Raw genomic sequence first — 23,755 nt, 5'->3', positions numbered from 1 at the left:
GCGCCGTCAGGAGCGCTTGGCGATTTCAGCAAGAACGACGTCGGCCGCGATCTCGCCGGCCGGACGGTCCGTGGCCATGCGGCGGCGCACCTCGTCGAAACCGGCCTTTTGCCAGGCACGCAGCCCGCCTTCCGACCACAGCGCCTCGATCTGTCGGGCAAGGTTCTGTGGCCTCACATAGATGTCGTAGAATTCGGTCACCAGCGCCTTGTCGGCGATCAGGTTGGGCAACAGCGCCGACCAGGTGGTGATGAGTTTCTGCACCAGCTTGGCGACGGCGTCGAGCTTGTAGGTAGAGACCATCGGAACGCCCGCCAGCGCCAGTTCCAGCGACACGGTTCCCGACGCGATCAGCGCGGCATCGGCCTCGCCGAAGGCCTGCCATTTGCGCTCGGGCTCCAGCAGGATTTCAGGCTTCTGCGACCAGCTGGATACCGTGGAGCGCACGAAATCGGCCACATGCGGCACGGTGGGCAGCAGGAGCCGCATCTGGTGCCCCCGCGCGGCGAGCACTGAGACGGTCTCGCCGAACGGCTCCAGCAGCCTGCGCACCTCGCCCCGGCGCGATCCCGGCAGAAGAAGCAACGTCTTCACCCGATCGTCGGAGAGATCGCGCGGCGCGGCCTGCATGGCGGCTGCCTTGAGCACATTGGCGTCGTGGCTCAACCGATGGCCGACATAAGTGCCCGCAGGCCCCTTGAGACGCTCCAGCTCCTTCACCTCGAACGGCAGGATGCAGAGGATGTGGTCGACATAGGGCCGCATCGCCAGCGCCCTGCCCGGCCGCCAGGCCCAGACCGACGGGCAGACATAATGCACGATCGGGATCGACGGATGCGCCGCGCGCACCTTCCTGGCGACACGCAGCGAAAAATCCGGACTGTCGATGGTGATCAGGCAATCCGGCTTTTCGGCACCGACCAGCGCTGCTGTCTGGCTGATGCGGCGCATCAGGCGCGGCAGGCCGGCCAGCACCGCGCTGACACCCATCAGCGCGATTTCGCTGGCATCGAAGGGCGGGACGAGGCCTTGCGCCTGAAGGTGGCGCCCGCCGAGACCGACGAGTGTGATGTCGCGCCCGCTCTTGCGCCGCAGCGCCTCGATGAGATCGGCGCCGAGCAGATCGCCGGACTCTTCGCCGGCCACGATCGCGATCTTGAGCGGTCGATCAGCCGCCATCGGCGCCTCCCCGGGGCGGCAGGCCATAGACGAACAGGCCAAGCGCATCGGCCCTGGCGATGACGGCGGCGCTGTCGAGGATCAGCGAGCGGCCCGCCTCGACGGCGATGCCAGCCAGGCCAGCCGCATGAGCGCCTTCCACCGTCTGCAGGCCGATGGACGGCAGGTCGACACGAAGCTCCTGTTCCGGCTTGGCGCATTTGACCAGCACGCCGCCGGTCTTGCCGGCAAGCCGGCCATGGCCGCGCAAGGCTTTCACCCGCTCCAGCAGGCCATCGGTGCCCTCTATGCCTTCGAGCGCGATGGCACGACCGCCGATCGCCACCGCGCCCTGGCCGATATCGAGCGCGCCGATGGCGACCGCCGCCTCGCGAGCCGCCTCGATGTCGCGCCAGTCAGCCTTGCCGGGAACGGTCCGTGTGAGGCTGCCTTCGCTGGTTGTCAGGTCGGGCACGATCTGGTGGGCGCCGAGCACGGTGAAACCGCGTGCCTCGAGGCCGCGAACGACCACCTTGAGCAAACCGTCATCGCCACGCGCCAGTGCCGAAATCACAAGCGGAACAACGGCAAGCAGGCCGAAATTGAAGCGCATGGCGCTCAGTCGCGGCCGGCGCCTGATCTCGCCCGCCAGGACGACATGGGTGACGCCATGGCGACGCAGGATGCCGACCAGCGAACCGAGCGATTCGATCGCAAGAACCTCATGTTCGAAGCGACCGAGCCCGCCGGTGGGCGACGCTTCGCCCTCGACCATCAGCACGAATGGCGCGAGACCCTGGGCAACAAGGCCGTCAGCTACATCGAGCGGCAGCCTGCCGCCGCCGGCGATGATGCCGACCTTGGCACCGGCAGCGAGACGAAGGCGCCCGGCGCCCTCAGGCGTCGTTTTCGGCGTCGTCATCGGCCCCGCCCTTCAGCGGCGGCACGGTATAGTGCCGCTTGCCGCGGCTGGTGATGAAATCGATGATCTTCATCGCCGCTGGCGAGGCGGAGAATTCGGCCTTGGCCAATTCGACATTCTCGGCAACGGTGCGCGACGGGTCGAAGATCGTGTTGTAGGCGCGGCGCAGCAGATGGATTTCCGAGCGCGGCACGCCGGAGCGCTTCAGGCCGATGATGTTGAGGCCGCGCAGCTTCGCCCGGTTGCCGACAGCGATCGCATAAGGAATGACGTCGCCGACAAAGGCCGAGCAGCCGGCGAGGAAGGCGTTGTCGCCGACGCGCACGAACTGGTGCACGGCGGAGAGGCCGCCAATATAGACATTGTCGCCGATTTCGCAGTGGCCGCCGAGCGTGGCGCCATTGGCGAAAGTGGCGTTCTTGCCGACGATGCTGTCATGGCCGATATGGGAATAGGCGAGGAAAAAGCCGTTGTCGCCGACGGTGGTCTCGCCGCGGCTGTCGTCGGTGCCCAGATGCATCGTCACGCTTTCGCGGATCGTGCAGTTGGCGCCGATCACCAGCGTGGTGCGGCCGCCCTTGTGCTTGGTGTTCTGCGGCGGCGCGCCAAGCACCGTCATCGGCCACACCTTGGTGCCGGCGCCGATGGTCGTGGCGCCCTGTACCGAGACATGGCCGACCAGTTCGACATTGTCGCCGACGACCGCGTCGGCACCGATGTGGCAGAAGGGACCGATGCGAGCGCCAGTACCAATCTGGGCGCCGGCCTCGACAACCGCCGAAGGATGAATGTTCGTCTGAATTGTCATGCGTTCCTGGAACTTACGGCCGTTCGTTAACGACCATCATTGCCTGCACCTCGGCCTCGGCGACGACGGCGCCCTCGACCTTGCCTTCGCAGGCGAATTTCAAAAGATTGCCACGCTTCTTGAGTTTGCGGACATGGATGAACAACTGATCGCCCGGCACCACCGGCTTGCGGAATTTGGCACCGTCGATGGTCAACAGATAAACCAGCGACGGCTTTTCCGCGCCGGCGGCACGAATGCAGACAGCACCGGCGGTCTGCGCCATCGCCTCCAGGATCAACACGCCCGGCATCACCGGATGCTCGGGGAAATGACCCATGAAATGCGGTTCGTTGATGGTGACATTCTTGACGCCGATGGCGGAATTGTCGCCATCGATGTCGACGATGCGGTCGATCATCAGGAACGGATAGCGATGGGGCAAGATCTTCATCAACCCGATGAGGTCGACGGCTTCAAGCGTCGCGCCGGCCATATCAGCCATTCTTGTCCCCCTTCGAATGCTTCGTAAATGCGCGGATCGCCGAGAGCTCTCGGAAGAAATCACGCATCGGCTGCGCTGGCATGCCGGCCCAACGTTCACCCGCGGGAATGTCATACATCAAGCCCGACGACGCCGCCACCTGCACCCTGTCGCCGACCGTGATGTGATCGGCAATGCCGACGCGGCCGCCCAGCATGACGTAGTCGCCTAGTGTCACGGAACCGGAGAGACCGCAATGGCCGGCGATGATGCATCCCCTGCCAATGCGCACGTTGTGGGCGATCTGGACCAGATTGTCGATCTTGGTGCCCTCGCCGATCACCGTATCGGTCATCGCGCCGCGATCGACGGTGGTGTTGGAGCCGATCTCGACATCGTCCTGTATGACGACGCGGCCGATCTGCGGCATGCGTTCCGGCCCCTTGGCACCGCCGGCGAAGCCGAAACCGTCCTGGCCGATCCTGGCGCCGCCATGAATGACGACGCGGTTGCCGACCAGCGCGTATTGCACGCTGGCGCCGGGCCCGACATAGCCGTCGCGGCCGATCTGGCAGTTGCGGCCGATAACGGCGGTGGGAGCAATCACGGTGCCCGCGCCGATCGACGCGCCGGCGCCGATGATGGCGCCCGCCTCGACAATGGCGCCGGGCTCGATATGTGCGGTATCGTCGACGAAGGCGTTACGCGAAATGCCTGTTTCGGAGGTCAGCGCCACCGGCGTCGAGGCGGCCGGATAAAGCAGCCTGCCGACCGTGGCGAAAGCCTGCTGGGGACGTGGATTGACGAGCACGGCGACGCCGGCCGGTGCCTGGTCGGCGACATCCGACGGGCACAGCACGGCCGCGGCCTTGAGGCTCGGCATCAGGCCGGCATTACGCTTGCCGTCGATGAACACCAGGGCCTTATCGTTGCCGTCCGAAGCGGAGGCGATCGTCTCGATGACGGTCTCGGCATAGGCCAGATTGGCAATGGCCGAGCCGGTCAAGTCCGCGACCTCGGCCACCGTGAACCGGCGCGAAGGCACAAAAAACACCGGTTCGGTCATTCCTGAGCGGTTTCCAGCTAGATGGAACCCCGACCTCCCGGGCCATCGGGCCCGGAAGTCGTCGCGGTTCTCAAATCAGAAGCGGGTCGATATGCCGAAGTTGAATTCCTGGACGTTGTCCGTCTTTTCCTTCTTCAGCGGTATCGCGTAGTCGATGCGCAGCGGTCCGAACGGCGAAGCCCACATCAGGCCGATACCGGCCGACGCCCGCAGCTTCATGCCGGTCGTCGACGAGTCGACACCAAAAACGTCATTGCCATACAGCGTTGCCGCATCGGCGAACACCGCGCCACGCAGGCCGAGGCTTTCCGGAACGACCGGCAGCGGGAATTGCGCTTCGGCCGACGCATTGAAGTAGGTCGTGCCACCGAGATGGTCGCGGCTGCCGTTGGCAGTCGGCGTGGAAGCCGGGCCGATACCGTTGAACTCGAAGCCGCGGATCATGCGGTCGTTGTTCTGGAACATGTCGAAGACGCGCAGATCGTTGCTGCCGTAACCGATGATGTGGCCAGCGCCGCCGGAAACCACGCCAACGATGTCCAGCTCTTCCGACAGCGTCTGGTAGATCGAGCTGCGCGCCGAGAGCTTGACGAACTTGGCATCGCCACCCAGGCCCGCCACCTCGACGGTGCCGTTGGCATAGATGCCGTAGTGCGGGTTCTTCATATCGTCGATGGTGTTGTACACCAGACCGGCGCTGACCGACGACTTGATCCAGGCGCCGCGCGGCTGGCCGGTAAGCGGGTCGGTGATGGCGTTCTGAATGGCGGTCGACACGTTACAGAGCAGCGGGTTGAAGACGCCGGTCGAGTCGAAGCAGCCGTTGTCGTACTTATACTTCTCCTGGGAGATGTTGTAGGCGAGCTGCGTCGTGATGTTCTGCGTGATCGGCAGACCGAAACGGATGGTTCCGCCGATCGTTTCCGAATCATAGGCGTCGTATTTGCGGGTCGACCGATAGATGTCGAAACCGGCTGCGATGCGACGGCCGAGGAAATACGGCTCGGTGAAGGAGACGCTGAAGTCACGCGACCTGCGGCCACCGCCGGCCGACAGCTTGATGAACTGGCCACGACCGAGGAAGTTACGCTCGGTGATCGAGCCGGTGACCGACGGACCGGGCGTTTCGCCGCCGGTCGAATAGCCGGCGCCGACCGAGAAGTCGCCGGTCGACTTCTCGACCACGTCAACCACCAGAACAACCTGGTCCGGCTCGGAGCCTGGCTGCGTCGAAATCTCGACCTTTTCAAAATAATCAAGCGCTTCCAGGCGCTTCTTCGCGCGCTGCACGAGAACCTGGTTGAAGGCATCGCCTTCGCTGAGGTCAAACTCGCGACGAATCACGTAGTCGCGCGTGCGGCTGTTGCCGCGGATTTCGATGCGCTCGATATAGGCCTTGGCGCCCTGATCGATCGTGTAGGTGACCGAAATCGTCTTGTTCTCGAAATTACGGTCGCCACGCGGCGTAACCTGCGCGAACGCATAACCCTGGCCAGCGACCCGCTCGGTCAGCGCGATGATCGAATCCTCGACCTTCTTGGCGTTGTAGGTGTCGCCCTTATAGGTCTGAACCACCGCCTGCAGCGCCTTGGCATCGACTTCCGGGATGGAGCTGTCGACGTTGATTTCGCCGAAATCGTAGCGCTCGCCCTCATCGACCGTGACGGTGACGGTGTACTGGTTGTTGGAGCTGTCGAGCTCGCCCGAGGCCGAGACGACCTGGAAGTCGGCATAGCCGCGATTGTAGTAGAAGCGGCGCAGCAGCTCCTCGTCGGCCTTCAGCTTGTCCTGATCGAACACGTCGTCACGCAGGATGAACGACAGCCAGCTCGACTTCTTGGTGCCGATCACGTCGGACAGGCGACGGCTCGAGAAAGCCTTGTTGCCCACGAAATTGACGGCGACGATCTTGGTGCGCTCGCCTTCGTTGACGTTGTAGACGACGTTCACGCGGTTTTCGCCCAGATCCATGATCTGGCTGGTGACGGCGGCGTCATCGCGGCCGATGCGGCGATAGGCTTCCTTGATCGTCTCGATGTCGGCGTCGACGGCGGCCTGCGAATAGGACGAACGCGGCTTCAGCTGCACGGTGTTGGCGAGCTGGGCGTCCTTGATCTTCTTGTTGCCCTGGAAAATGACCTGGTTGACGACCTGGTATTCGGAAACCTTGATGACCAGCGCCGAACCGACCTGGTTGATGCGCACGTCGGAGAACAGCCCGGTGCCGAACAGCGCCTTCACGGCTTCGTCGATATCGGCATTCGAGAACGCCTTGCCCGGCTTGATCTTCACATAATTGCGAATCGTCTCGGCATCGACACGGGTGTTGCCACTCACATCGACCCGGCTAACCACAGCCGCATGGGCAGCAGACACGGACGCAAACTGAACAGCGAGCGAACCCGGCACAACCAGGGCGGCTGACATAGCCGCCGCGGACGCGGCGCTCAGAAACTTGGATGCTGCCTTCATCGGGCTTTAAAACCTTTTCTCGAAGTCCCCACGGCGAGAAAACCGGACGTCGCGGTCATTTTCCCGTACCGTATTAACCGGATTTTCCCTACACGCAAGGCTTCTGGTTAATTTGTATTTACTTACCAACCCAGCGTGGCTTTCGCGTCACTCATATCCCCGCTCATGGTAAACGGCGCCTCAACAAGCCGCTCCGCGAGCCAAATTCTTTCATGATTTCAGCACCCAAAGAGATCGTTCCAGAAAACGAACCCCATAAACCCCAAAACCAGAATCATCCCCGTTCGATAGACCGCTTCCATCATCCGCTCCGACACCGGCCTCCGGATGACGGCCTCGATCCCATAGAAGAGAAGATGGCCGCCGTCGAGGGGCGGAATCGGCAAGAGATTGAGTATCCCTATACCGACCGATAGCAACGCGACAAGTTGCACGAGCCATTCGAAGCCGAGTTTGGCCGCCTGCCCGGCCATGCCGGCGATCTTGACCGGCCCGCCAAGCTGGCATTTGTCCTCGCGGCCGACCACGAAACGCTTCATGAAGAGGCCGGTGCGCTCGACAATCTGGCCGGTTGCCTCGACGGCCGCGACCACGGCGCCTCCGGGCGAATAGGTGATCAGCCGCGGCTGGCCGACCTCGGCATTGTTGCCGACGCCGATCACCGCCATCTTCACCTTGTTGCCGAGCGCGTCCTTTTCCTCGGAAAGCTGTGGCGTCGCCACCACGGTAACGTTCTTGCCGTCGCGCAGCATCACGAAGGTCATGGCATCGCCCGCCCGGCCGGAAACCAGCCGCTGCACGTCGGAGAAGGTCTCGACCTTCTCGCCATCGACGCTGACGAAGCGGTCGCCCGGCAGAATGCCGGCCACGGCGGCCGGGCTGTTCGGCCGAACCTCGGCGACCGTCGGCTCCAGCACGTAGCGGCCGAAGCTCAGGAACAGCACGGCGAAAACGACGATCGTCAGCAGGAAATTGAACAGCGGCCCGGCAAACACGGTCGCGGCGCGCTTCCAGATCGGCTGCGTGTGGAAGGCGACCTTGCGCTCGTCGTCGGTTAGCTTCTCGATCTCCTCGGAGCCGGGCTGGCTGGAGGTCGCGTTCATGTCGCCGACGAATTTGACATAGCCGCCGAGCGGTATGGCGCAGAGTTTCCAGCGCGTGCCGTGGCGGTCGGTGAAGCCGACGAGTTCCGGACCGAAACCGACGGAAAAGGCGCGCACGCCGATGCCGCAGAGGCGGCCAACCAGATAGTGGCCCATCTCGTGCACGAAGACGACGACGGTCAGCACGAACAGGAACGGGATGAGCGTGCCGAGCACGACGCCACCGATGCCGAACAATCCGGGAAGAAAATCGTTCAAATCACGTCCTCAAAATTCCCGGCGTATATCCGCGCCGCAAATGTGACCTCAATCGGGGCGAATCCGTGGCGGACGCCACCCGAAGCTCAACGATAATTTCAGACCGGAAACAAGCCGTGTGCCGGATGATCGGCCGAGCCGGCCATCCAGCCAATCAGGTAAAGCGCCGCAGCCGCAGCCACCAGCCCGTCGACACGGTCCATGACACCGCCATGTCCCGGGATGATGGCGCTGGAATCCTTGCAATCGTGCCGTCGCTTCACCCAGGATTCGAACAGGTCGCCAGCCTGGGCCACGATTGAAAGGAACAACGCCACCAGCGCCAGCGTTGCCAGATTGGACAGTCCGAGCACGAGCGCGAGCAGCAGTCCTGCCGCAAGGCCGAACACCGCACCACCCAGCGCGCCGCTCTGCGTCTTGCCTGGGGAAATCGCCGGCGCCAGCTTCGGCCCGCCGACGGCACGACCGACAAAATAGGCGAAAATATCGGTCGCCCAGACCACCGCGAACAGGAACAGCACCGCGGCGAGGCCCGACCAGTCGGAATCACGCAGGAAGGCTAGCGAAAAGCCGGACAGGCCGGCATAGGCGACACCGACCGCGTCCCACTGCCCTGCCCCGCGCATGGCACCGACAATGGCCGCGATGGCGACCGCGGCAACCAGCACGACAAGGGTCGGCATAGCCGGCAGGCCGGCAACCAGAACACCCAGAAAGACCAGCATCGACGCTTCCGGTACAAAGCCGAGCCCCGGCCCGGCCTTGGCGCGCGTCATATGCGTCCATTCATAAAAGATCGCGCCCGCGATCAGCGCCGCCAGCAGCCGGAACGGCAAACCGCCGAGCCAAGTCAGCGCCAATGCGGCGATACCAAGCACGACAGCTGAAACGACCCGGGTCTGGAGGTTGCTCAGCTGACCCGTCATGAGGCGACGTCTTGCGGGGCAACACCACCGAATCGGCGCTCGCGCCCGCCGAAATCGCGAATCGCATCCGCCAGATGCTCGCGGCTGAAATCCGGCCAGTAGCACGGCAGGAACACCAGTTCGCTGTAGGCGGCCTGCCACAGCAGGAAGTTGGAAAGCCTGAGTTCGCCGCTGGTGCGGATGATGAGCTCGGGATCGGGAATGCCCGCTGTATCGAGGTTGGCGGCGAAAATCTCGGCATCGACGTCGGCAGGCGTAATCTCGCCGCGCGCTGCCGCGGCCACCAACTTGCGCGTCGCACGCACGATTTCATCGCGGCTGCCATAGTTGAAGGCAATCACCAGCGTCAGCGCCGAATTGTTAGCAGTCAGCGTCTCGGCCTCTACGAGCAGGCCACGAATGTCGGGCTGCAGGCTGGTCCGATCGCCGACGATCCTGACCCGGACACCGTTCTGATGAAGTTCGGCGAGATCGCGGCGGATGAACAGTTTCAACAGCCCCATCAGGTCTGAGACCTCGGACTTAGGCCGCGACCAGTTCTCCGAGGAGAAGGCGTAGAGCGTGAGATAGGAAATGCCGAGGTCGGGCGCCGCCTTCACGGTCCTGCGCACGGCCTCCACGCCCGCCCGATGGCCGGCGAGCCGCGGCAGTCCGCGCGCCTTGGCCCAGCGGCCATTGCCATCCATGATGATCGCGACATGCGCGGGGGTTGCCATGGTTCTGCTTTCGGGCCGGCCAGCCTCGCCTAAACCTGCATGATCTCGGTTTCTTTTTCCGTGAGCATGCGATCGATCATGTTGATCGTCTCGTCGGTCAGCTTCTGGACGCGGTCCGATTCCTTGCGGTGATCGTCCTCGCCGATATCGCCGTCCTTTTCCGCCTTCTTCAGATAGTCCATGCCGTCGCGGCGCACGTGCCGGACGGCGACGCGGGCGTTCTCGGCATAACCATGCGAAATCTTGACCAGTTCCTTGCGGCGCTGTTCGTTCAGCTCCGGCAACGGAATGCGCAGATTGGTGCCGTCGACGATCGGATTGAAACCGAGATTGGCTTCGCGAATGGCGCGATCGACCGCGCCGACCATCGACTTGTCCCACACCGAGACCGAGATCATGCGCGGCTCCGGCACCGAGACGGTCGCCACCTGGTTGATGGGCATCGCCGAACCGTAGGCCTGCACATTGACGGCGTCGAGCAGGTTGGAGGACGCGCGCCCGGTGCGCAGCGAAGCAAGATCGTGCTTGAAGGCGGCAATCGCCCCATCCATGCGCCGCGTCAGATCGTTATAATCGCCACTCATAGTCGTCTCCCCGGCCCGCTGTCCGAACCACTTGCATCAGGGCGAGGCCCTGTTCTCACTTGTCGGCTACCACCGTGCAGTGGCCGCCACCCTTCAGTATCTCGCCGAAACCGCCCTTTTCGTGGATCGAGTAGACGATTATCGGAATGTTGTTTTCGCGCGCAAGCGCAATTGCGGCCGTATCCATGATGGAAAGGCCACGATTGATGACTTCGGCATGGGTAATGCGGTCGAAACGGGTCGCGGTGGGGTCCTTCTTGGGGTCCGCCGAATAGACGCCGTCCACCTGGGTGCCCTTGAACAGCGCATCCGCGCCGATTTCGGCCGCGCGCAATGCCGCAGCCGAATCGGTGGTGAAGAAGGGATTGCCGGTGCCGCCGGCAAAGATCACCACCTTGCCCTGGTTCATGTAGGCAGTGGCCTGGCGCTGCGAGAAGCTCTCGCACAGCTCCGGCATGGCGATGGCCGACAGCACGACGGCATCGACGCCGATCTTGATGAGCGAGGTGCGCAGCGCCAGCGAGTTGATGACGGTGGCGAGCATGCCCATGTGGTCGCCGGTGACCCGGTCGCCGCCCTTGGAAGCCACGGCAACGCCGCGGAAGATGTTGCCGCCGCCGATGACGACGCCGACCTCGACGCCGAGTGTGCGCGCCTCGGCGATATCGGAGGCGATGCGGTCGACGACCGAGACGTCGATGCCGAAATGCTGTTCGCCCATCAGCGCCTCGCCCGACGCTTTCAACAGGACACGTCGGTAGAGCGGTTTGGCTGTCATCGGGTCCCCTAGGATCGCGGAGCGGGATGGTCTCAGGTGAAACCCGGCTCTTTCCCGCGTCTGTTTTGCAATGTGGAGACCGGATACACGAAGGGCGCCGCCATGTCACGCGGCGCCCTGCCCTTAATGCCCGTTCTCCTCAACTGACGCCGGCAAACGTTCCCCGCATCAACAGATCCGGATAATAACCGGCAGGTTTGTCGCCGACCGCCGCGCCCCCGGTGATGCCGCCCTGAATCTCGGGACCGAAGAAGGAGTACGGAAACGGCGTGGCGGGACGGCTCGCGGCATCCAGCCGCAGGCGCAATTCGGCCGGGATTTCGAAGTCCAGCGCGCCGAGATTGTCCTTCAATTGTTCCAGCCTGGTCGCACCGATGATGGTCGAGGCGACGCCCGGCTGGGTCGCCACCCAGTTGAGCGCCACTTGCGCCATGCTTTTGCCGAGCGTTGCCGAAACCTGTTCGAGTTCGGCGACGATCGCCCAGTTGCGGTCGTTGAACTTCTGGAACCCAGGATTGGCCGTACCGCGCACCGTTTCGAGCCGACCGCTTGCCTTGCCCGCATCGCCGCTGCGGTATTTTCCGCTGAGCAGTCCGCTGGCCAGCGGACTCCACACCATGATGCCGGCGCCATGGCGGGTGCCGAACGGCACGAATTCGTGCTCGATGTTGCGCTCGGCCAGGGAATATTCGAGCTGCAGCGCCGAAACCGGCTCGTAGCCGCGGAATTCCGCCACCGCCTGGGCGCGGCTGGCATACCAGGCCGGCACGTCGGACAGGCCGACATGGCGAACCTTGCCGGCCCGCACCAGATCGTCCAGCGTGCGCATCACCTCCTCCGGCGGCGTCAGCCGGTCCCAGCAATGCAGGATGTAGAGGTCGACATAGTCGGTGCCGAGCCGCTTCAGCGAACCGTCGAGCGCCCGCATGATGTTCTTGCGGCCGTTGCCGCCGCTGTTGGGCTCGGGGCCTTCCAGGTTCATGGTGAACTTGGTGGAGATGACGGCGCGATCGCGCAGCCCTCGCTCGGCAATGAATTCGCCGAGCCAGGTTTCGGAGGTGCCGCCGGTATAGGCGTCCGCCGTGTCGAAGAAATTGCCGCCGGCCTCGACATAGGCGTCGAACAGGGCCCGCGCGGTCGCCTTCTCCGTGCCCCAGCCCCATTCAGTGCCGAAGGTCATGGTGCCGAGCGCCAGCCGGCTGACGCGCAGGCCGCTGTTGCCCAGCGTGTAATAGGTCGTGGTCATGATGGTCTCTCTCGAAATTCGGTTGGTTGCAGGTCCGGGCGTGCGGTCGGGTCAGCGGCCGGGCGTGGTTTTCACCCAGTCGCTGCCGCGTTCATGGGTCTTGTGGAAAGCGAAGGCATCGACCTTCCAGCCGTCGCCGCTGCGCACCATCTGATGCGTGTAGGTGCCCCACACTTCCCACAAGGGATCGCCATTGCCTTCCATGCGGTTCCAGGCGTAGCCGTTGGATTGCACGGTGGCGCGGTCGCCTTCAACGGTGACTTCGTGGTTGGTGCGCAGGTGCAGGCTGGTCTTGCTGCCCTTCAGATTGCCGGCCCAGCCGGCGATCAGGTCATCGGCGGGGATGGTGCTTTCGGGCTGGCCGCTGAGCGAGGAGAAATCGACCCGCACCCGGTCGGCGAAATAGCCGCGTGCACGCTTCCAGTCCTGCGCGTCGACGGCGCGGTCGATATGGTCGGCGATGCGGATCAGTGCCCGCTCCTCAGCAAGCACCCGCAGATCCGGGCTCGAAGGATTGGCCGAGGCGGCAATGCCGCCGGCTTCGGGAGCAGTAGCGACAGCGGCGTAGAGCGCAAGGCGCGTCAGGGTTTTCATGGTCTTTCCTCTCATCTGCATGGAATGGATGTTGAGCGACCTGTAGCGGCCCGTCGGTATCGTGGGCGCTGGTCGGTTGAAGGTTGTTGGTCAGTGCTTGGGTCTCGGGCCCGGAGCCGGGCGGTGGACGGCAAGGCTCAGAAGACGCCGCCGCCGGCGCCGACATTCTGCCCGCTGACCCAGCGCGCCGCGTCGCTGGCGAGGAAAGCAGCAACCTCGGCGACTTCCTGCGGGCTGCCGATGCGGTCGAATGGCGACATGCCGGCGGCAACCGCGCGATCCCGATCCGGCAAAAGCTCGGTGTCGGTGAAACCGGGGGAAATGGCGTTCACGGTGATGTTGCGCGGGCCGAGTTCGCGCGAAAGTACCCGCACGAACTGCTCGACCGCGCCTTTGCTGCCGAGATAAAGCGACGTCTGGCCGAAAAACATTTTGGTGCCGCCGGTGGAGGTGACGACGATGTGCCCGCCATCACGTACCCGCCGCGCCGCTTCCTGGAGGACGAAGAAGACGCCCTTGGTGTTGGTGTCGAAGACCCGGTCGTAATCCTCTTCGGTGCAATCGACGATGGACTTGATCACAGCAGTCGCCGCATTGGCCACGACGATGTCGGGCCGCTCGAATGCCGCTTCGGCCTCATCGAACAGGCGCCGGATGTCGGCCGGGCTTGCCATGTCGGCCTGGATCGCGATCGCGCTTCCGCCCCGTGCCTTGATGCCGTCGACGACTTCCCGCGCCCGGCTTTCGTTCTCGAGATAGTTGATGACGACGGCCGCGCCGCCCTCGGCCAGCCGCTCCGCGATGGCGCGGCCGATGCCGCGCGAACTTCCCGTCACCAGGGCGGTTTTTCCCTTGAATTGCATGGACATGACTTGCTCCTGCCTGATGTTCATGCAGGGAAGATGGAGCCCGGACGGCCATTTGATAATGTTGCTTTATCCGCATGCACTATGCGATATCGTTCATGAATGGATCGCGACCTGCTCAGCCACCTGCCCGTCATCATCGCCGTCGCCCGGCGCGGCGGTTTCGCTCCGGCCGCCGCCGCGCTCGGCATGAGCCCTTCGGCGGTGAGCCATGCCGTGCGGCTGGTCGAGGAGCGCATCGGTCAACCGCTTTTTGCCCGCACCACGCGCTCCGTCGCGCTGACGGAAGCCGGCCACGCGCTGCTCGCCACCGCCGGCCCGGCCCTTGACGACATCGCCGAGCGCCTGGAGCGCATCCGCGCCGTGAAAGGCCGTGTCGGCGGGCTTTTGCGCATCAACACCTCGCGCGTGGCGCTGACCATGGCGCTGATGCCGGTGCTGTCCGCCATGGCCGAACGCTATCCGGACGTGACCGTCGAGATCTTCACCGACGAGCGGCTGACCGACATTGTCGGCGAAGGTTTCGATGCGGGTGTGCGGCTGGGCGAGATGATCGCGCAGGACATGGTAACGGTGCGGCTGACGCCGCCGTTCCGCACGGCAATCGTCGCCTCGCCTGCCTATATCGGCCGCCACGGCAAACCGCGCAGCGCCGACGACCTCGCCAATCACAACTGCGTCGGCTACCGGCTGCTGCGCTCGGGCGCGCTCTATCGCTGGGATCTGATGGTGGACGGCAAGGATGTGAGCGTGGCCACGCGCGGCACGGCCGTAGTCACCGAACAGATGTCGGCCCGCGATCTCGCCGTTGCCGGCGTCGGGCTGGTCTACGGGCTGGAGCCGCTGATGCGCCCCGATATCGAGGCTGGCCGGCTGATCGAGGTTTTACGGGAAACCTCCGTCGAGGAGCCGGGGCTGTTCCTCTATTTCCCACGCCGCGCGGCGATGGCGCCGAAACTGCGCGCCTTCATCGACACCGCACAAGAAATCGGCCGGGCATCCTCGCGGACACCCGGCCGATCAATGGCTTAGAAGCAAAGCTTCCAGAGATTACTTCTTGACCGCTGCCGCGACTTCGGCGGCGAAATCGGTCTCTTCCTTCTCGATGCCTTCGCCGAGTGCAAAGCGCAGATAGGCGGTGATCTTCGCCGGCGCGCCGATTTCCTTCTCGGCTTCCTTCAGCGCCTGCTCGACAGTGACGTCGGGGTTCAGCACGAAGGCCTGCTTGAGCAGCACGACTTCCTCGTAGAACTTGCGCAGGCGGCCTTCGACCATCTTCTCGATGATGTTTTCCGGCTTGCCCGAAGCGCGCGCCTGGTCGGAGAAGATCGCCTTCTCGCGCTCGATGGCGGCCGGGTCGAGGGCGTCGATGTCGAGCGACTGCGGGTTGGTGGCCGCGACATGCATGGCAACCTGACGGGCAAAGGCGCTGGCCTTGTGCGCGTCGCCGGCGGTCTCGATGGCGACCAGAACGCCTAGCTTGCCGAGATTGTCGGCAACGGCGTTGTGGATGTAGGTGGCGACCGCACCCTGCGAGACGGTCAGCTTGTCGGAACGACGGAAGCCGAGGTTTTCGCCGATGGTGCCGACCGCGTCCTTGATCGTGTCGGTGACGCTCTTGTCGGAGCCCGGATATTTGGCATTGGCGACGGCTTCGGTCTTGCCATAGGCCAGCGCGACCTTGGAGACGTTGGCGACGATCTGCTGGAAGGCGTCGTTGCGCGCCACGAAATCGGTCTCGGAATTGACTTCGACGACCGCGGCTTCGCGCACGCCGGCGTCGACACCGATCAGGCCTTCAGCCGCGGTGCGGCCGGCCTTCTTGTCGGCCTTGGCAATGCCCTTCTTGCGCAGCCAGTCGACCGCCGCTTCCATATCGCCGTTGGTCTCGGCCAGGGCCGCCTTGCAGTCCATCATGCCCGCGCCGGTGAGGTCGCGCAGTTCTTTGACCTGTGCTGCTGAAATGCTCATTGTCGCCTCTTTGTTTCGCAATAGGGCTGGCGCACCATCGAACTTTCGATGATGCGCCGCATTCAAGCGCTTAACGCGCCAAGATATGAAATTGATGAAGGCCTGAAGCGGCCTTCCTGCTTAGGCTTCCGGGGTTTCGCCGGCCGGGGTCTCGCCGAGAGCCGGCTCGACCGGAGCTTCCGCCGAAGCGCCGACGTCGACGCCGAGCGCGCCCTGCTGACGGGCGATGCCGTCGATGGCAGCCTTGGCGATCAGGTCGCAATAGAGCTGGATCGCGCGGGCGGCGTCGTCATTGCCGGGGATCGGGAAGTCGATCTTGTCCGGATCGCAGTTCGAATCGATGATGGCGACGACCGGAATGCCGAGGCGCTTGGCCTCGAGAATCGCGTTCGCTTCCTTGTTGGTGTCGATCACGAACATCAGATCCGGGGTCGAGCCCATGTCCTTGATGCCGCCGAGAGCCTTGTTGAGCTTCTCGCGCTCACGGTCGAGGTTCAGGCGCTCCTTCTTGGTGAAGCCCTGGGCTTCGCCGCCGGAGAGCAGGTCGTCGAGCTTGCGCAGACGCTGGATCGAGTTCGAGATCGTCTTCCAGTTGGTCAGCATGCCGCCGAGCCAACGCGAGTTGACGTAATACTGGGCCGAACGCTGGGCCGCATCGGCAACGATGTCCGAAGCCTGGCGCTTGGTGCCGACGAACAGCACACGGCCGCCGCGGGCGACGGTGTCGGAAACCTGCTTGAGCGCCTGGTGCAGCAGCGGCACCGTCTGCGACAGGTCGATGATGTGGACGTTGTTGCGGGCGCCGTAGATGTAGGGCGCCATCTTCGGGTTCCAGCGGTGGGTCTGGTGGCCGAAGTGAGCACCAGCTTCGAGAAGCTGACGCATGCTGAAATCTGGCAGAGCCATTCTTTTAGTTCCTTTCCGGTTGACCTCCACGGGCATTTGACGGTTTTGGGAAAACCGGATCGAAAGCATGTCGCTTTTCGGGGTTCGCCTTGACCGCCACCGGAGGTTTCAGCCGGATTTCTCCCGGACAGACACCAAAACCCGTGTGTGGAATGGTCGCGCCTATAACCGTGTTGCAGCGCAAAAGCAAGCGATAGCGCCAAAAACCGGCCATGTGCCGGCGACGGCATTGGCGCAACAGTTCGCGCTTGGCAAAAACGTACACGAAACCTGCATTAGCCGGCCCTGAAATCAAATCCCGCATGAATTTTGATTCTATTGGCTATTTCACCATCTCAAGGACGGGTTTCTGCCGACATTCTACAGATGCGCATGGGTCCGGCCGGCGCCGTAGAAGACCCCGATCCCGATCGACGTGCTGTTCGCCTTCATCTCAACGCGCGGCGATCAATGCTCCGGTGCCGATCATGGCGCCGCCGGCCACGCGGTTCATCAGCCGCATGCGCGACGGCACCCGGAACCAGCGCGAGGCGCGCCCGGACAAGGCCGCGTAAAAGCCCATGGTGAGGATGTTGACCGAGATCACCACGGCCACGACCAGAACGCCGTCGGCGAAGGTCATGGTGTTGAGGTTGAGGATCAGCGGCATGATCGAGGCATGGAACAGGATAGCCTTGGGATTGCCGAGCGCGATGGACGCGCCGAGGAAGAAGGAGCGCGCAAACCGCGTCTCCCCCTTGCCGCTTTCGTCGGCGCTGGCAGCCGCCGCTCGCCACATCCTGATGCCGAGATAGACCAGATAGGCCGCGCCCGCATATTTAACGACGAGAAAAACCCATTCGAAGGTCTGCGCCAAGGCGACCAGGCCAAGCAAAGCCAGCGTAACCAGCACAGCATCGCCTGCCGCCACGCCGAGACCGGTCGTGAAAGCGCGCATGAAGCCGCGCGTAACGCCATTGGTGATGACGGCGAACATCGCCGGACCGGGCGTCATCGCCGCCAGCGTGGCGGCCATGCAATAGGCAAGCAATGCTGTCGGCGTCATTTTCTCACCTTCCCGTTCCTGATCCGCACGCGCCGGAAAATCGCGACGATCTCCTCGCGGCTGCACTCGACGGCGCCGAGACGGACGGCGCGATCGCGTTCGAAGCCAGTAATATCGTAGTGTGGAGCCGATGTCTTGGGCGGCCCCTGATAGGACGAGCGTTTGACGCCGAGCTCGGCGGCGAACCGGTGCAGTTCGTCGGTATCGTCGGCCATGAGATGGCACCAGCGGTGCCCTGCCCACTTCCATATCGCCGCATCGACATAGACAGCCATGAGCCGGCCGCGACGCCCGCTACTGGTTGCAGGGCTTCTGAGCCGGCAGATCGAACAGCGACAGGTTGACGAGCTTGCCGGTCATCGAGAAGTCGCCGTAATCCATCGTCAGGTCGCGCGTCAGGCCGTTTTCATGCAGCTTGAAGGAGATGCGGTATTCCGGCAGCTCCTCGCCGCTCTCCTTGTTGGTCTCGTCGAAATAGGCAATGTCGACGGGCCAGTATTTGTCCTTGGCGAAGCTGGCGAGCGCCGGCCGCTCCGGATCGTCGGTTGCAACGGTCGACGGCTTTCCGACCACCACGGTCGTGGTCATCACCTTGTCGGCGGCATCGGAACCGTCGAACAGGTTGGTTTCATAGAAGGTTTCGCCCTTCTCGGCCTTGCCGATCAATTCCACCAGATGCTGGGTCGGAAACTGGGTGAGTTTCAGTTCCAGCGTCTTCTTGTCCGGCCTGTCGAGCTCGACCTTGAGGTCCTTGGCTTCCTTGGTGGCGGTACCCTTCACTTCCTTGTCGAGGTTCTGGTCGACAAAGGATTTCGTCACGAAGGAGAAGGTCTTGCCCTGCGCGTCCTCGAAGGTGGTCGTCTGCTGGTCGGTCAGCCTGGTGTTGTCGTTCGTCGCGATCTGCGTGACGAAGCGGAACTTCACCGTATAGCCTTCGCAGGGCGAGCCGTTGAATTCATAGACCATGCGGCCGGACAGCCCGGTGATGCCGGACCGGTCGGAAGCCTTGTTCAGCGCCAGGTCATAGACGGCGCGGTGCGGCTGCAGCGTTGGCACGGCGAAGGCAGGCACCGCCGGCAGCACTGCGGAGAGCAGAAGGGCACTCTGGAAAAGGCGCGTGACGCGCATGGGCGGCTCCGGTCGGCGCGGCTGACGGCATGCCGCACGAAAGATGATCGACATCGAAAAAAGTCGTGGCGGAAGCGTGTCAAACATTGCAGGTTCGACCCAGCCGACGCCGGCACGTTCAAGCAATAAGGAATTACCATGGGCGAAACAATCGAAAAGCGGCTAAGCGAACTCGGCATCACCCTGCCGGCCGCCGCTGCACCCGCCGCCAACTACGTTCCGTTCGCGCGTTCCGGCAATCTTCTGCTCACCGCCGGCCAGTTGCCATTGAAGGATGGCAAGCTGGTCGCCACCGGACTGCTCGGCCGCGACGTCGATGTCGCCACCGGCAAGGAAGCCGCCAAATATTGCGCGGTCAACATTTTGGCGCAGGCCAAGGCCGCGCTCGGCGACCTCGAAAAAATCCGCCGCATCGTCAAGATCACGGTCTTCGTCGCCTCGACGCCGGATTTCGTCGAACAGCACCTCGTTGCCAATGGCGCTTCCGATCTTCTGGCGGCTGTCCTCGGCGACAAGGGCAAGCACGCACGCTCGGCCGTGGGCAGCGCCTCGCTGCCGCTCAACGCCCCGGTCGAAATCGAAGCGATCCTGGAAGTCGAGTAAGCCGGGCCCATCATGACCGACATTTCCTGGCTGACCGCCCGTCCGATCGCGCATCGCGGCTTTCACGATCTCAACAACAAGCGTTGGGAGAACACGCTTTCCGCCTTCTCCGCCGCCATCGAGCGCGGTTATGCGATCGAATGCGACGTGCATCTCAGCGCCGACGGCGTGCCGATCGTCATCCACGACGACGATCTGCGCCGGCTGACCGGCACCGAAGGCTTCGTCTGGCAGCGCACCGCCGCCGAGATGGCACAATTGCGCATCGGTGGCACCGGCGACCATCCGCCGACGCTGAAGGAAATGCTCGATCTCGTCGACGGCCGCGTGCCGCTGGTGGTCGAGATCAAGGGCGTTCCCGGTCACGATGCCGGTCTGGTCAAGGCGGTCGGGCGCCTGCTCAAGCGTTATGACGGCCAGGTTGCCATCATGTCGTTCGACCACTGGCTGATCCGTGAATTCTCGACCGAGGCGCCCGGCATTCCCGGCGGTTTGACCGCTTACGGCACCGGCAACCACGAAATCGAGGCGCATTTTGCCATGCTGGCGCACGGCATCGCCTTCACTTCCTATGCCGCCGGAGACCTGCCGAACCGCTTCGTCTCCTTCGTGCGCGGAAAACTGGCGATGCCGGTGATCACCTGGACCATCCGCGACCAGCCGGCCATCGATCTGACCTTCAAATATGCCGACCAGATGACGTTCGAGGGTTTCGAACCCGATCCCGTCCGCATCGCTTGATGGCATCTTGCACCCGGCCCGATGGACCATAAGTAACAGGCCATGGACCAGGGCAACGACGCGGGCGAACACAATGAGGCGGGCTATGCCGTGCGCATAGCCGCCGGCATCAACGCCTTCACCCGCGACGAATGGAACGGTTTTTTCGGCACAACCAGAACATCGAAAGCCGGCTATAACCCTTTCGTTTCCTTCGATTTCCTGAGTGCTTTGGAAGAATCCGGCTGCGCCGTGCCGCGCACCGGCTGGCAGGGCCATCACCTGCGCCTGGAAGCCGACGGCAAGCTGCTGGGCGCGGTGCCCTGCTACGCAAAATCGCACAGCCAGGGTGAATATGTCTTCGATCATGGCTGGGCCGACGCGTTCGAACGCGCCGGCGGCCACTATTATCCCAAGCTGCAATGCTCGGTGCCGTTCACGCCGGCCACCGGCCCTCGTTTGCTGGTCTCGCATGGCGAGGATGCAGGCACCGTAAAAGCCGGGCTGGCGGCGGGATTGAAGCTCGTTACCGAGCAGCTCGGCGTGTCGTCGGCCCATGTCACTTTCGCCGGCGAAGACGATGTCGCAACGCTGGAAGCCGCCGGTTTCCTGCATCGCACCGACCAGCAGTTCCATTTCTTCAACGAAGGATATGGCTGCTACGACGACTTCCTGGCCACGCTGGCGTCACGTAAGCGCAAGGCACTGAAGAAGGAGCGCCGCGAAGCGCTGGGTAACGGCATCACCATCGAGCGGCTGACGGGCAAGGACATCACCGAACGCGCCTGGGACGATTTCTTCGCCTTCTACATGGATACCGGCGGGCGCAAATGGGGCCGTCCCTATCTCAACCGCCGCTTTTTCTCGCTGATCGGCGAACGCATGGCAGACGACATCCTGCTGGTGATGGCCAAACGCAATGGCCGCTACATCGCCGGCGCGATCAACTTCATCGGCTCCGACACGCTTTATGGGCGCAACTGGGGCTGTATCGAGGACCATCCCTTCCTGCATTTCGAGGTCTGCTACCATCAGGCCATCGACTTCGCGATCGAACGCAAGCTGAAGGTGGTCGAGGCCGGCGCGCAAGGCGAGCACAAGCTGGCCCGCGGCTACCGGCCGGTGACGGTTCATTCGGCGCACTACATCGCCCATCCGGGCCTGCGGCGCGCGGTGGCCGACTATCTGGCGCGCGAGCGCCGTGAAGTGGCGGCGATGGGCGATTATCTCGACGACCACACACCATTCCGCAAAAGCGAGCCGGTGGCGGATTAAATCGCGTAGACGGCTAAGTCACTCTCATTACGTCATTCCGGGTTCCGCTGCGCGGCCCCGGAATGACGTAAATCGGGGCCGATCGCGCCTTATGTGGACCCTAACCGTTCACACGTCCTAGTGGACGAGCGTCTTGGAAAACAGATTGATCACCACTACGCCTGCCATGATCAGCCCCATGCCGATCACGGCCGGCAGATCGAGCGCCTGGCGAAACCAGATCCAGCCGATGGCGGTGATGAGCACGATGCCGGCCGCGCACCACAGCGCATAGACAATGCCGACCGGCATGGTGCGCAAAGGCAGCGACAGGAAATAGAAGGCGAAGGCATATCCCGTCACCACGACTAGCGACGGCCCGAGCCGGGTGAACCCTTGCGTCTCCTTGAGCGCGGTGGTGGCAACCACCTCGAACAGGATCGCGACGATGAGGTAGAGATAGTTTCGCAGCATCTTTTCCGGTGCCTGATTTCGTGCAACGACGCATAGACTAGTGAAGCTTCGACGCCGACATTTGCCCAAACCATCGTCCCAGTGGGATACAAATGTCGGAATCCAACCACCGGCCGTAAAAACAGCACGAGAGGCATGTCATGAGCTATGACGATACCAACATCTTCGCCAAGCTGCTGCGCGGCGAAATCCCTTCGCATCGCGTCTATGAGGACGATGCGGTCATCGCCTTCATGGATGTCATGCCGCAGGGGGTAGGCCATACGCTGGTGGTGCCGCGCGCGCCATCGCGCAACCTGCTCGACGCCGATCCGGCGACGCTCGCCCCCCTCTTCGCCGTCACCCAGAAGATCGCCCATGCCGTGAAAAAGGCTTTCGCAGCCGACGGCGTAACCGTCATGCAGTTCAACGAGCCGGCTTCGGGCCAGACCGTCTACCACCTGCATGTTCATGTCGTCCCCCGCTTCGAAGGCGTGCCGTTGAAGCCGCATACCGGAGGAATGGAGAAGCCCGAGGTGTTGGCGGCTAACGCGGAGAAGATCAAGGCGGCGCTGGCGGGCTGACCCGCCGGCGCAACGGGTCAGAGAGGCAGATAGAGGCCCAGCGCCAGCACCATTTCGGCCGTCAAAATGCCCACGACCATGCGCTTGCCGGAGGCGAGGTAGACGGCGAAACCGAGGGCGGCAGCCGCGACGCGCAAGATCGCCGGGGTATGAGCCAGCGCTCCGCCCGGAAAGACAATCAGATTGCCGATGACGGCGGCCACCAGCGCCGTCGCCATTGTGCGGACCAGCACCAGGAGATCGGAATCCTCGGAGAGCCTGCCGCCGAGATAGACACCGAGGAAGCGCCAGAAATCCGTTGCCGCGAAACCGGCGACGAGGATGAACAGATAGGGCCACCACCAGGCATTGTTGCCGAAAAAGCTCATGCGGCGCGCGCCTTGCGCCGCCACCGATGCCAGCCATAAGCCGCCGTGCCACCGACCAGTCCGGCCGCCAGGAGATCCAGTTTCGGCACCAGGACATGGAAGAGCGGCCCGAGACCGAGGCCGAGAACCATGGCGAGATGCCCTGCCCGCTCGCGCGCCGAGCCCCATAGCGAGGTCAGGAAATACATCGGTGTCAGCAAAAGCAGCATCGCCGATACGGTCGACGGGAGCCTGTCCGCCACGGCATAGACGGTGGCGACCACGATCATGTTCGTCAAAACCAGCGTGCTGCCGAGCCCGGCGTAATAGGTCGCGCGCATGTCGCGCGGAATATGCCTCAGGCGTTCCATCGCCAGCACCCAGGAGGTAACAGCGACGAAATGCGAAAGCAGATAAAGCACCCACGGCCGGGTTTTGTCGGCGCGCATCTCGGGCAAAAGCGCCATCACCATCGGCATCAGGCGTATGGCCGACAAAGTCACGGCGAGCATCGCCGCCGGCAGGATCGCTCCGGACACAATGGCGCCCACCAGCACGACCATGGACGGCAATGCCCAGACGATGCCTGTCATGAACACGGCCTGCGCCGCCGTCACGCCCGCATCCTTCGCCAGGGCTGCGAAACCGACGAAAGAGCTGACGAGGATCAGACCAGGAAGCGAGAACGCGCCGCGCATGCCTTTCAGATACCAGGCCCTTCGCCGGTATATGGAGCGGTGCGTGGTTTGGTCTGGCATCGGCCTTCGCGACTAGCACAGGCCCG

At 63.6% G+C, this 23,755-nt stretch carries 28 protein-coding genes; 5 read left to right on the top strand and 23 right to left on the bottom strand.

Going from position 1 to position 23,755, the window contains the following annotated elements:
* Nucleotides 1–6: 6 nt before the first annotated feature.
* From lpxB to FZF13_RS22995, 14 genes are all read right to left on the bottom strand, one after another.
* The gene (gene lpxB, locus FZF13_RS23060; protein WP_024924090.1) at nucleotides 7–1,179 is read right to left on the bottom strand and encodes a lipid-A-disaccharide synthase; all 1,173 of its coding nucleotides are present in this window, start codon (nucleotides 1,177–1,179) and stop codon (nucleotides 7–9) included.
* Entirely contained in the window at nucleotides 1,169–2,080 is a 912-nt protein-coding gene (locus tag FZF13_RS23055) for an LpxI family protein (RefSeq protein WP_024924091.1), read from the bottom strand. The genes lpxB and FZF13_RS23055 overlap by 11 nt, the downstream gene beginning before the upstream one ends.
* Nucleotides 2,055–2,888 (bottom strand): acyl-ACP--UDP-N-acetylglucosamine O-acyltransferase, encoded by an 834-nt coding sequence (lpxA, locus tag FZF13_RS23050; protein WP_024924092.1) that lies wholly within the window; start codon nucleotides 2,886–2,888, stop codon nucleotides 2,055–2,057. The genes FZF13_RS23055 and lpxA overlap by 26 nt, the downstream gene beginning before the upstream one ends.
* A 13-nt stretch (nucleotides 2,889–2,901) precedes the next feature.
* Nucleotides 2,902–3,372: a 3-hydroxyacyl-ACP dehydratase FabZ gene (gene fabZ / locus FZF13_RS23045; protein WP_024924093.1), complete on the bottom strand. Its 471-nt coding sequence runs from the start codon at nucleotides 3,370–3,372 to the stop codon at nucleotides 2,902–2,904.
* Nucleotides 3,365–4,417 (bottom strand): UDP-3-O-(3-hydroxymyristoyl)glucosamine N-acyltransferase, encoded by a 1,053-nt coding sequence (gene lpxD, locus FZF13_RS23040; protein WP_024924094.1) that lies wholly within the window; start codon nucleotides 4,415–4,417, stop codon nucleotides 3,365–3,367. The genes fabZ and lpxD overlap by 8 nt, the downstream gene beginning before the upstream one ends.
* Nucleotides 4,418–4,492: 75 nt before the next feature.
* A complete protein-coding gene (bamA, locus tag FZF13_RS23035; protein WP_024924095.1) occupies nucleotides 4,493–6,889 on the bottom strand; it encodes an outer membrane protein assembly factor BamA in 2,397 nt (798 codons plus the stop codon).
* A 218-nt stretch (nucleotides 6,890–7,107) separates the two neighbouring features.
* A complete protein-coding gene (gene rseP, locus FZF13_RS23030; protein ID WP_024924096.1) occupies nucleotides 7,108–8,250 on the bottom strand; it encodes an RIP metalloprotease RseP in 1,143 nt (380 codons plus the stop codon).
* 98 nt (nucleotides 8,251–8,348) lie between these two features.
* Nucleotides 8,349–9,164 carry a phosphatidate cytidylyltransferase gene (locus FZF13_RS23025; RefSeq protein ID WP_024924097.1) on the bottom strand — a complete coding sequence of 272 codons (816 nt, stop codon included), beginning with the start codon at nucleotides 9,162–9,164 and terminating at the stop codon, nucleotides 8,349–8,351.
* 8 nt (nucleotides 9,165–9,172) lie between these two features.
* Nucleotides 9,173–9,892, bottom strand: a complete 720-nt coding sequence (locus FZF13_RS23020; protein WP_024924098.1) for an isoprenyl transferase — start codon at nucleotides 9,890–9,892, stop codon at nucleotides 9,173–9,175.
* Nucleotides 9,893–9,921: 29 nt separating this feature from the next.
* Complete coding sequence (frr, locus tag FZF13_RS23015) at nucleotides 9,922–10,476, bottom strand: ribosome recycling factor (protein WP_024924099.1); 555 nt, start codon at nucleotides 10,474–10,476, stop codon at nucleotides 9,922–9,924.
* Nucleotides 10,477–10,531: 55 nt separating this feature from the next.
* Nucleotides 10,532–11,254, bottom strand: coding sequence for a UMP kinase (gene pyrH, locus FZF13_RS23010; protein ID WP_024924100.1), 723 nt, complete (start codon nucleotides 11,252–11,254; stop codon nucleotides 10,532–10,534).
* Nucleotides 11,255–11,393: 139 nt separating this feature from the next.
* Nucleotides 11,394–12,500 (bottom strand): aldo/keto reductase, encoded by a 1,107-nt coding sequence (locus FZF13_RS23005; RefSeq protein WP_024924101.1) that lies wholly within the window; start codon nucleotides 12,498–12,500, stop codon nucleotides 11,394–11,396.
* Nucleotides 12,501–12,551: 51 nt separating this feature from the next.
* Complete coding sequence (locus FZF13_RS23000) at nucleotides 12,552–13,094, bottom strand: nuclear transport factor 2 family protein (RefSeq protein WP_024924102.1); 543 nt, start codon at nucleotides 13,092–13,094, stop codon at nucleotides 12,552–12,554.
* A 137-nt stretch (nucleotides 13,095–13,231) separates the two neighbouring features.
* Nucleotides 13,232–13,963, bottom strand: a complete 732-nt coding sequence (locus FZF13_RS22995; protein ID WP_024924103.1) for an SDR family oxidoreductase — start codon at nucleotides 13,961–13,963, stop codon at nucleotides 13,232–13,234.
* Nucleotides 13,964–14,062: 99 nt separating this feature from the next.
* Here FZF13_RS22995 and FZF13_RS22990 point away from each other — a divergent pair, with 99 nt between their 5' ends.
* Nucleotides 14,063–14,992, top strand: coding sequence for a LysR family transcriptional regulator (locus FZF13_RS22990; RefSeq protein WP_024924104.1), 930 nt, complete (start codon nucleotides 14,063–14,065; stop codon nucleotides 14,990–14,992).
* Nucleotides 14,993–15,010: 18 nt separating this feature from the next.
* Here the strand turns inward: FZF13_RS22990 and tsf are convergent, their stop codons facing one another.
* The 6 genes from tsf to FZF13_RS22960 all read right to left on the bottom strand — a co-directional run bounded on the left by tsf (nucleotide 15,011) and on the right by FZF13_RS22960 (nucleotide 19,010).
* Nucleotides 15,011–15,931 (bottom strand): translation elongation factor Ts, encoded by a 921-nt coding sequence (gene tsf, locus FZF13_RS22985; protein ID WP_024924105.1) that lies wholly within the window; start codon nucleotides 15,929–15,931, stop codon nucleotides 15,011–15,013.
* Between the two features lie 120 nt (nucleotides 15,932–16,051).
* Nucleotides 16,052–16,837: a 30S ribosomal protein S2 gene (rpsB, locus tag FZF13_RS22980; protein WP_036255262.1), complete on the bottom strand. Its 786-nt coding sequence runs from the start codon at nucleotides 16,835–16,837 to the stop codon at nucleotides 16,052–16,054.
* A gap of 4 nt (nucleotides 16,838–16,841) precedes the next feature.
* Nucleotides 16,842–17,141: a hypothetical protein gene (locus FZF13_RS22975; RefSeq protein WP_137900716.1), complete on the bottom strand. Its 300-nt coding sequence runs from the start codon at nucleotides 17,139–17,141 to the stop codon at nucleotides 16,842–16,844.
* 129 nt (nucleotides 17,142–17,270) lie between these two features.
* The gene (locus tag FZF13_RS22970; protein ID WP_024924107.1) at nucleotides 17,271–17,882 is read right to left on the bottom strand and encodes a LysE family translocator; all 612 of its coding nucleotides are present in this window, start codon (nucleotides 17,880–17,882) and stop codon (nucleotides 17,271–17,273) included.
* Complete coding sequence (locus FZF13_RS22965; RefSeq protein ID WP_024924108.1) at nucleotides 17,879–18,157, bottom strand: DUF4031 domain-containing protein; 279 nt, start codon at nucleotides 18,155–18,157, stop codon at nucleotides 17,879–17,881. The genes FZF13_RS22970 and FZF13_RS22965 overlap by 4 nt, the downstream gene beginning before the upstream one ends.
* Nucleotides 18,158–18,176: 19 nt before the next feature.
* Entirely contained in the window at nucleotides 18,177–19,010 is an 834-nt protein-coding gene (locus FZF13_RS22960) for a cell envelope integrity EipB family protein (protein ID WP_024924109.1), read from the bottom strand.
* A gap of 138 nt (nucleotides 19,011–19,148) precedes the next feature.
* Between FZF13_RS22960 and FZF13_RS22955 the strand changes: the two genes are divergently transcribed.
* From FZF13_RS22955 to FZF13_RS22945, 3 genes are read left to right on the top strand one after another with little or no spacing between them, the layout of a single operon-like run.
* Nucleotides 19,149–19,613 (top strand): RidA family protein, encoded by a 465-nt coding sequence (locus FZF13_RS22955; RefSeq protein WP_024924110.1) that lies wholly within the window; start codon nucleotides 19,149–19,151, stop codon nucleotides 19,611–19,613.
* 12 nt (nucleotides 19,614–19,625) lie between these two features.
* Nucleotides 19,626–20,354, top strand: a complete 729-nt coding sequence (locus FZF13_RS22950) for a glycerophosphodiester phosphodiesterase (protein ID WP_024924111.1) — start codon at nucleotides 19,626–19,628, stop codon at nucleotides 20,352–20,354.
* Nucleotides 20,355–20,396: 42 nt separating this feature from the next.
* The gene (locus tag FZF13_RS22945; protein WP_024924112.1) at nucleotides 20,397–21,608 is read left to right on the top strand and encodes a GNAT family N-acetyltransferase; all 1,212 of its coding nucleotides are present in this window, start codon (nucleotides 20,397–20,399) and stop codon (nucleotides 21,606–21,608) included.
* Nucleotides 21,609–21,725: 117 nt separating this feature from the next.
* On the opposite strand, the gene FZF13_RS22940 is transcribed toward FZF13_RS22945, so the two are convergent.
* Entirely contained in the window at nucleotides 21,726–22,058 is a 333-nt protein-coding gene (locus tag FZF13_RS22940; protein ID WP_065997926.1) for a DMT family transporter, read from the bottom strand.
* A gap of 143 nt (nucleotides 22,059–22,201) precedes the next feature.
* Between FZF13_RS22940 and FZF13_RS22935 the strand changes: the two genes are divergently transcribed.
* On the top strand, nucleotides 22,202–22,624 hold the full coding sequence (locus tag FZF13_RS22935; protein WP_024924114.1) for an HIT family protein: 423 nt from the start codon (nucleotides 22,202–22,204) through the stop codon (nucleotides 22,622–22,624).
* A 17-nt stretch (nucleotides 22,625–22,641) separates the two neighbouring features.
* Here FZF13_RS22935 and FZF13_RS22930 read toward each other — a convergent pair whose 3' ends face one another.
* Nucleotides 22,642–22,992, bottom strand: a complete 351-nt coding sequence (locus FZF13_RS22930; protein ID WP_024924115.1) for an AzlD domain-containing protein — start codon at nucleotides 22,990–22,992, stop codon at nucleotides 22,642–22,644.
* Entirely contained in the window at nucleotides 22,989–23,729 is a 741-nt protein-coding gene (locus FZF13_RS22925; protein ID WP_051504897.1) for an AzlC family ABC transporter permease, read from the bottom strand. Before FZF13_RS22925 ends, FZF13_RS22930 begins: the two co-directional genes overlap by 4 nt.
* Nucleotides 23,730–23,755 lie beyond the last annotated feature (26 nt).

Origin of the sequence: Mesorhizobium terrae (assembly GCF_008727715.1) — a bacterium.
In the GTDB taxonomy this organism is placed as follows: domain Bacteria; phylum Pseudomonadota; class Alphaproteobacteria; order Rhizobiales; family Rhizobiaceae; genus Mesorhizobium; species Mesorhizobium terrae.
This window is presented reverse-complemented; position numbering and strand designations above follow the sequence as displayed.

Coding starts and splice junctions, on each gene's coding strand:
- lpxB (WP_024924090.1), bottom strand. CDS start 1,179: ATGGCGGCTGATCGACCGCTCAAGATCGCGATCGTGGCCGGCGAAGAG.
- FZF13_RS23055 (WP_024924091.1), bottom strand. CDS start 2,080: ATGACGACGCCGAAAACGACGCCTGAGGGCGCCGGGCGCCTTCGTCTC.
- lpxA (WP_024924092.1), bottom strand. CDS start 2,888: ATGACAATTCAGACGAACATTCATCCTTCGGCGGTTGTCGAGGCCGGC.
- fabZ (WP_024924093.1), bottom strand. CDS start 3,372: ATGGCTGATATGGCCGGCGCGACGCTTGAAGCCGTCGACCTCATCGGG.
- lpxD (WP_024924094.1), bottom strand. CDS start 4,417: ATGACCGAACCGGTGTTTTTTGTGCCTTCGCGCCGGTTCACGGTGGCC.
- bamA (WP_024924095.1), bottom strand. CDS start 6,889: ATGAAGGCAGCATCCAAGTTTCTGAGCGCCGCGTCCGCGGCGGCTATG.
- FZF13_RS23020 (WP_024924098.1), bottom strand. CDS start 9,892: ATGGCAACCCCCGCGCATGTCGCGATCATCATGGATGGCAATGGCCGC.
- frr (WP_024924099.1), bottom strand. CDS start 10,476: ATGAGTGGCGATTATAACGATCTGACGCGGCGCATGGATGGGGCGATT.
- pyrH (WP_024924100.1), bottom strand. CDS start 11,254: ATGACAGCCAAACCGCTCTACCGACGTGTCCTGTTGAAAGCGTCGGGC.
- FZF13_RS23005 (WP_024924101.1), bottom strand. CDS start 12,500: ATGACCACGACCTATTACACGCTGGGCAACAGCGGCCTGCGCGTCAGC.
- FZF13_RS23000 (WP_024924102.1), bottom strand. CDS start 13,094: ATGAAAACCCTGACGCGCCTTGCGCTCTACGCCGCTGTCGCTACTGCT.
- FZF13_RS22995 (WP_024924103.1), bottom strand. CDS start 13,963: ATGTCCATGCAATTCAAGGGAAAAACCGCCCTGGTGACGGGAAGTTCG.
- FZF13_RS22990 (WP_024924104.1), top strand. CDS start 14,063: ATGGATCGCGACCTGCTCAGCCACCTGCCCGTCATCATCGCCGTCGCC.
- tsf (WP_024924105.1), bottom strand. CDS start 15,931: ATGAGCATTTCAGCAGCACAGGTCAAAGAACTGCGCGACCTCACCGGC.
- rpsB (WP_036255262.1), bottom strand. CDS start 16,837: ATGGCTCTGCCAGATTTCAGCATGCGTCAGCTTCTCGAAGCTGGTGCT.
- FZF13_RS22975 (WP_137900716.1), bottom strand. CDS start 17,141: ATGCGGGATTTGATTTCAGGGCCGGCTAATGCAGGTTTCGTGTACGTT.
- FZF13_RS22970 (WP_024924107.1), bottom strand. CDS start 17,882: ATGACGCCGACAGCATTGCTTGCCTATTGCATGGCCGCCACGCTGGCG.
- FZF13_RS22965 (WP_024924108.1), bottom strand. CDS start 18,157: ATGGCTGTCTATGTCGATGCGGCGATATGGAAGTGGGCAGGGCACCGC.
- FZF13_RS22960 (WP_024924109.1), bottom strand. CDS start 19,010: ATGCGCGTCACGCGCCTTTTCCAGAGTGCCCTTCTGCTCTCCGCAGTG.
- FZF13_RS22955 (WP_024924110.1), top strand. CDS start 19,149: ATGGGCGAAACAATCGAAAAGCGGCTAAGCGAACTCGGCATCACCCTG.
- FZF13_RS22950 (WP_024924111.1), top strand. CDS start 19,626: ATGACCGACATTTCCTGGCTGACCGCCCGTCCGATCGCGCATCGCGGC.
- FZF13_RS22945 (WP_024924112.1), top strand. CDS start 20,397: ATGGACCAGGGCAACGACGCGGGCGAACACAATGAGGCGGGCTATGCC.
- FZF13_RS22935 (WP_024924114.1), top strand. CDS start 22,202: ATGAGCTATGACGATACCAACATCTTCGCCAAGCTGCTGCGCGGCGAA.
- FZF13_RS22930 (WP_024924115.1), bottom strand. CDS start 22,992: ATGAGCTTTTTCGGCAACAATGCCTGGTGGTGGCCCTATCTGTTCATC.
- FZF13_RS22925 (WP_051504897.1), bottom strand. CDS start 23,729: ATGCCAGACCAAACCACGCACCGCTCCATATACCGGCGAAGGGCCTGG.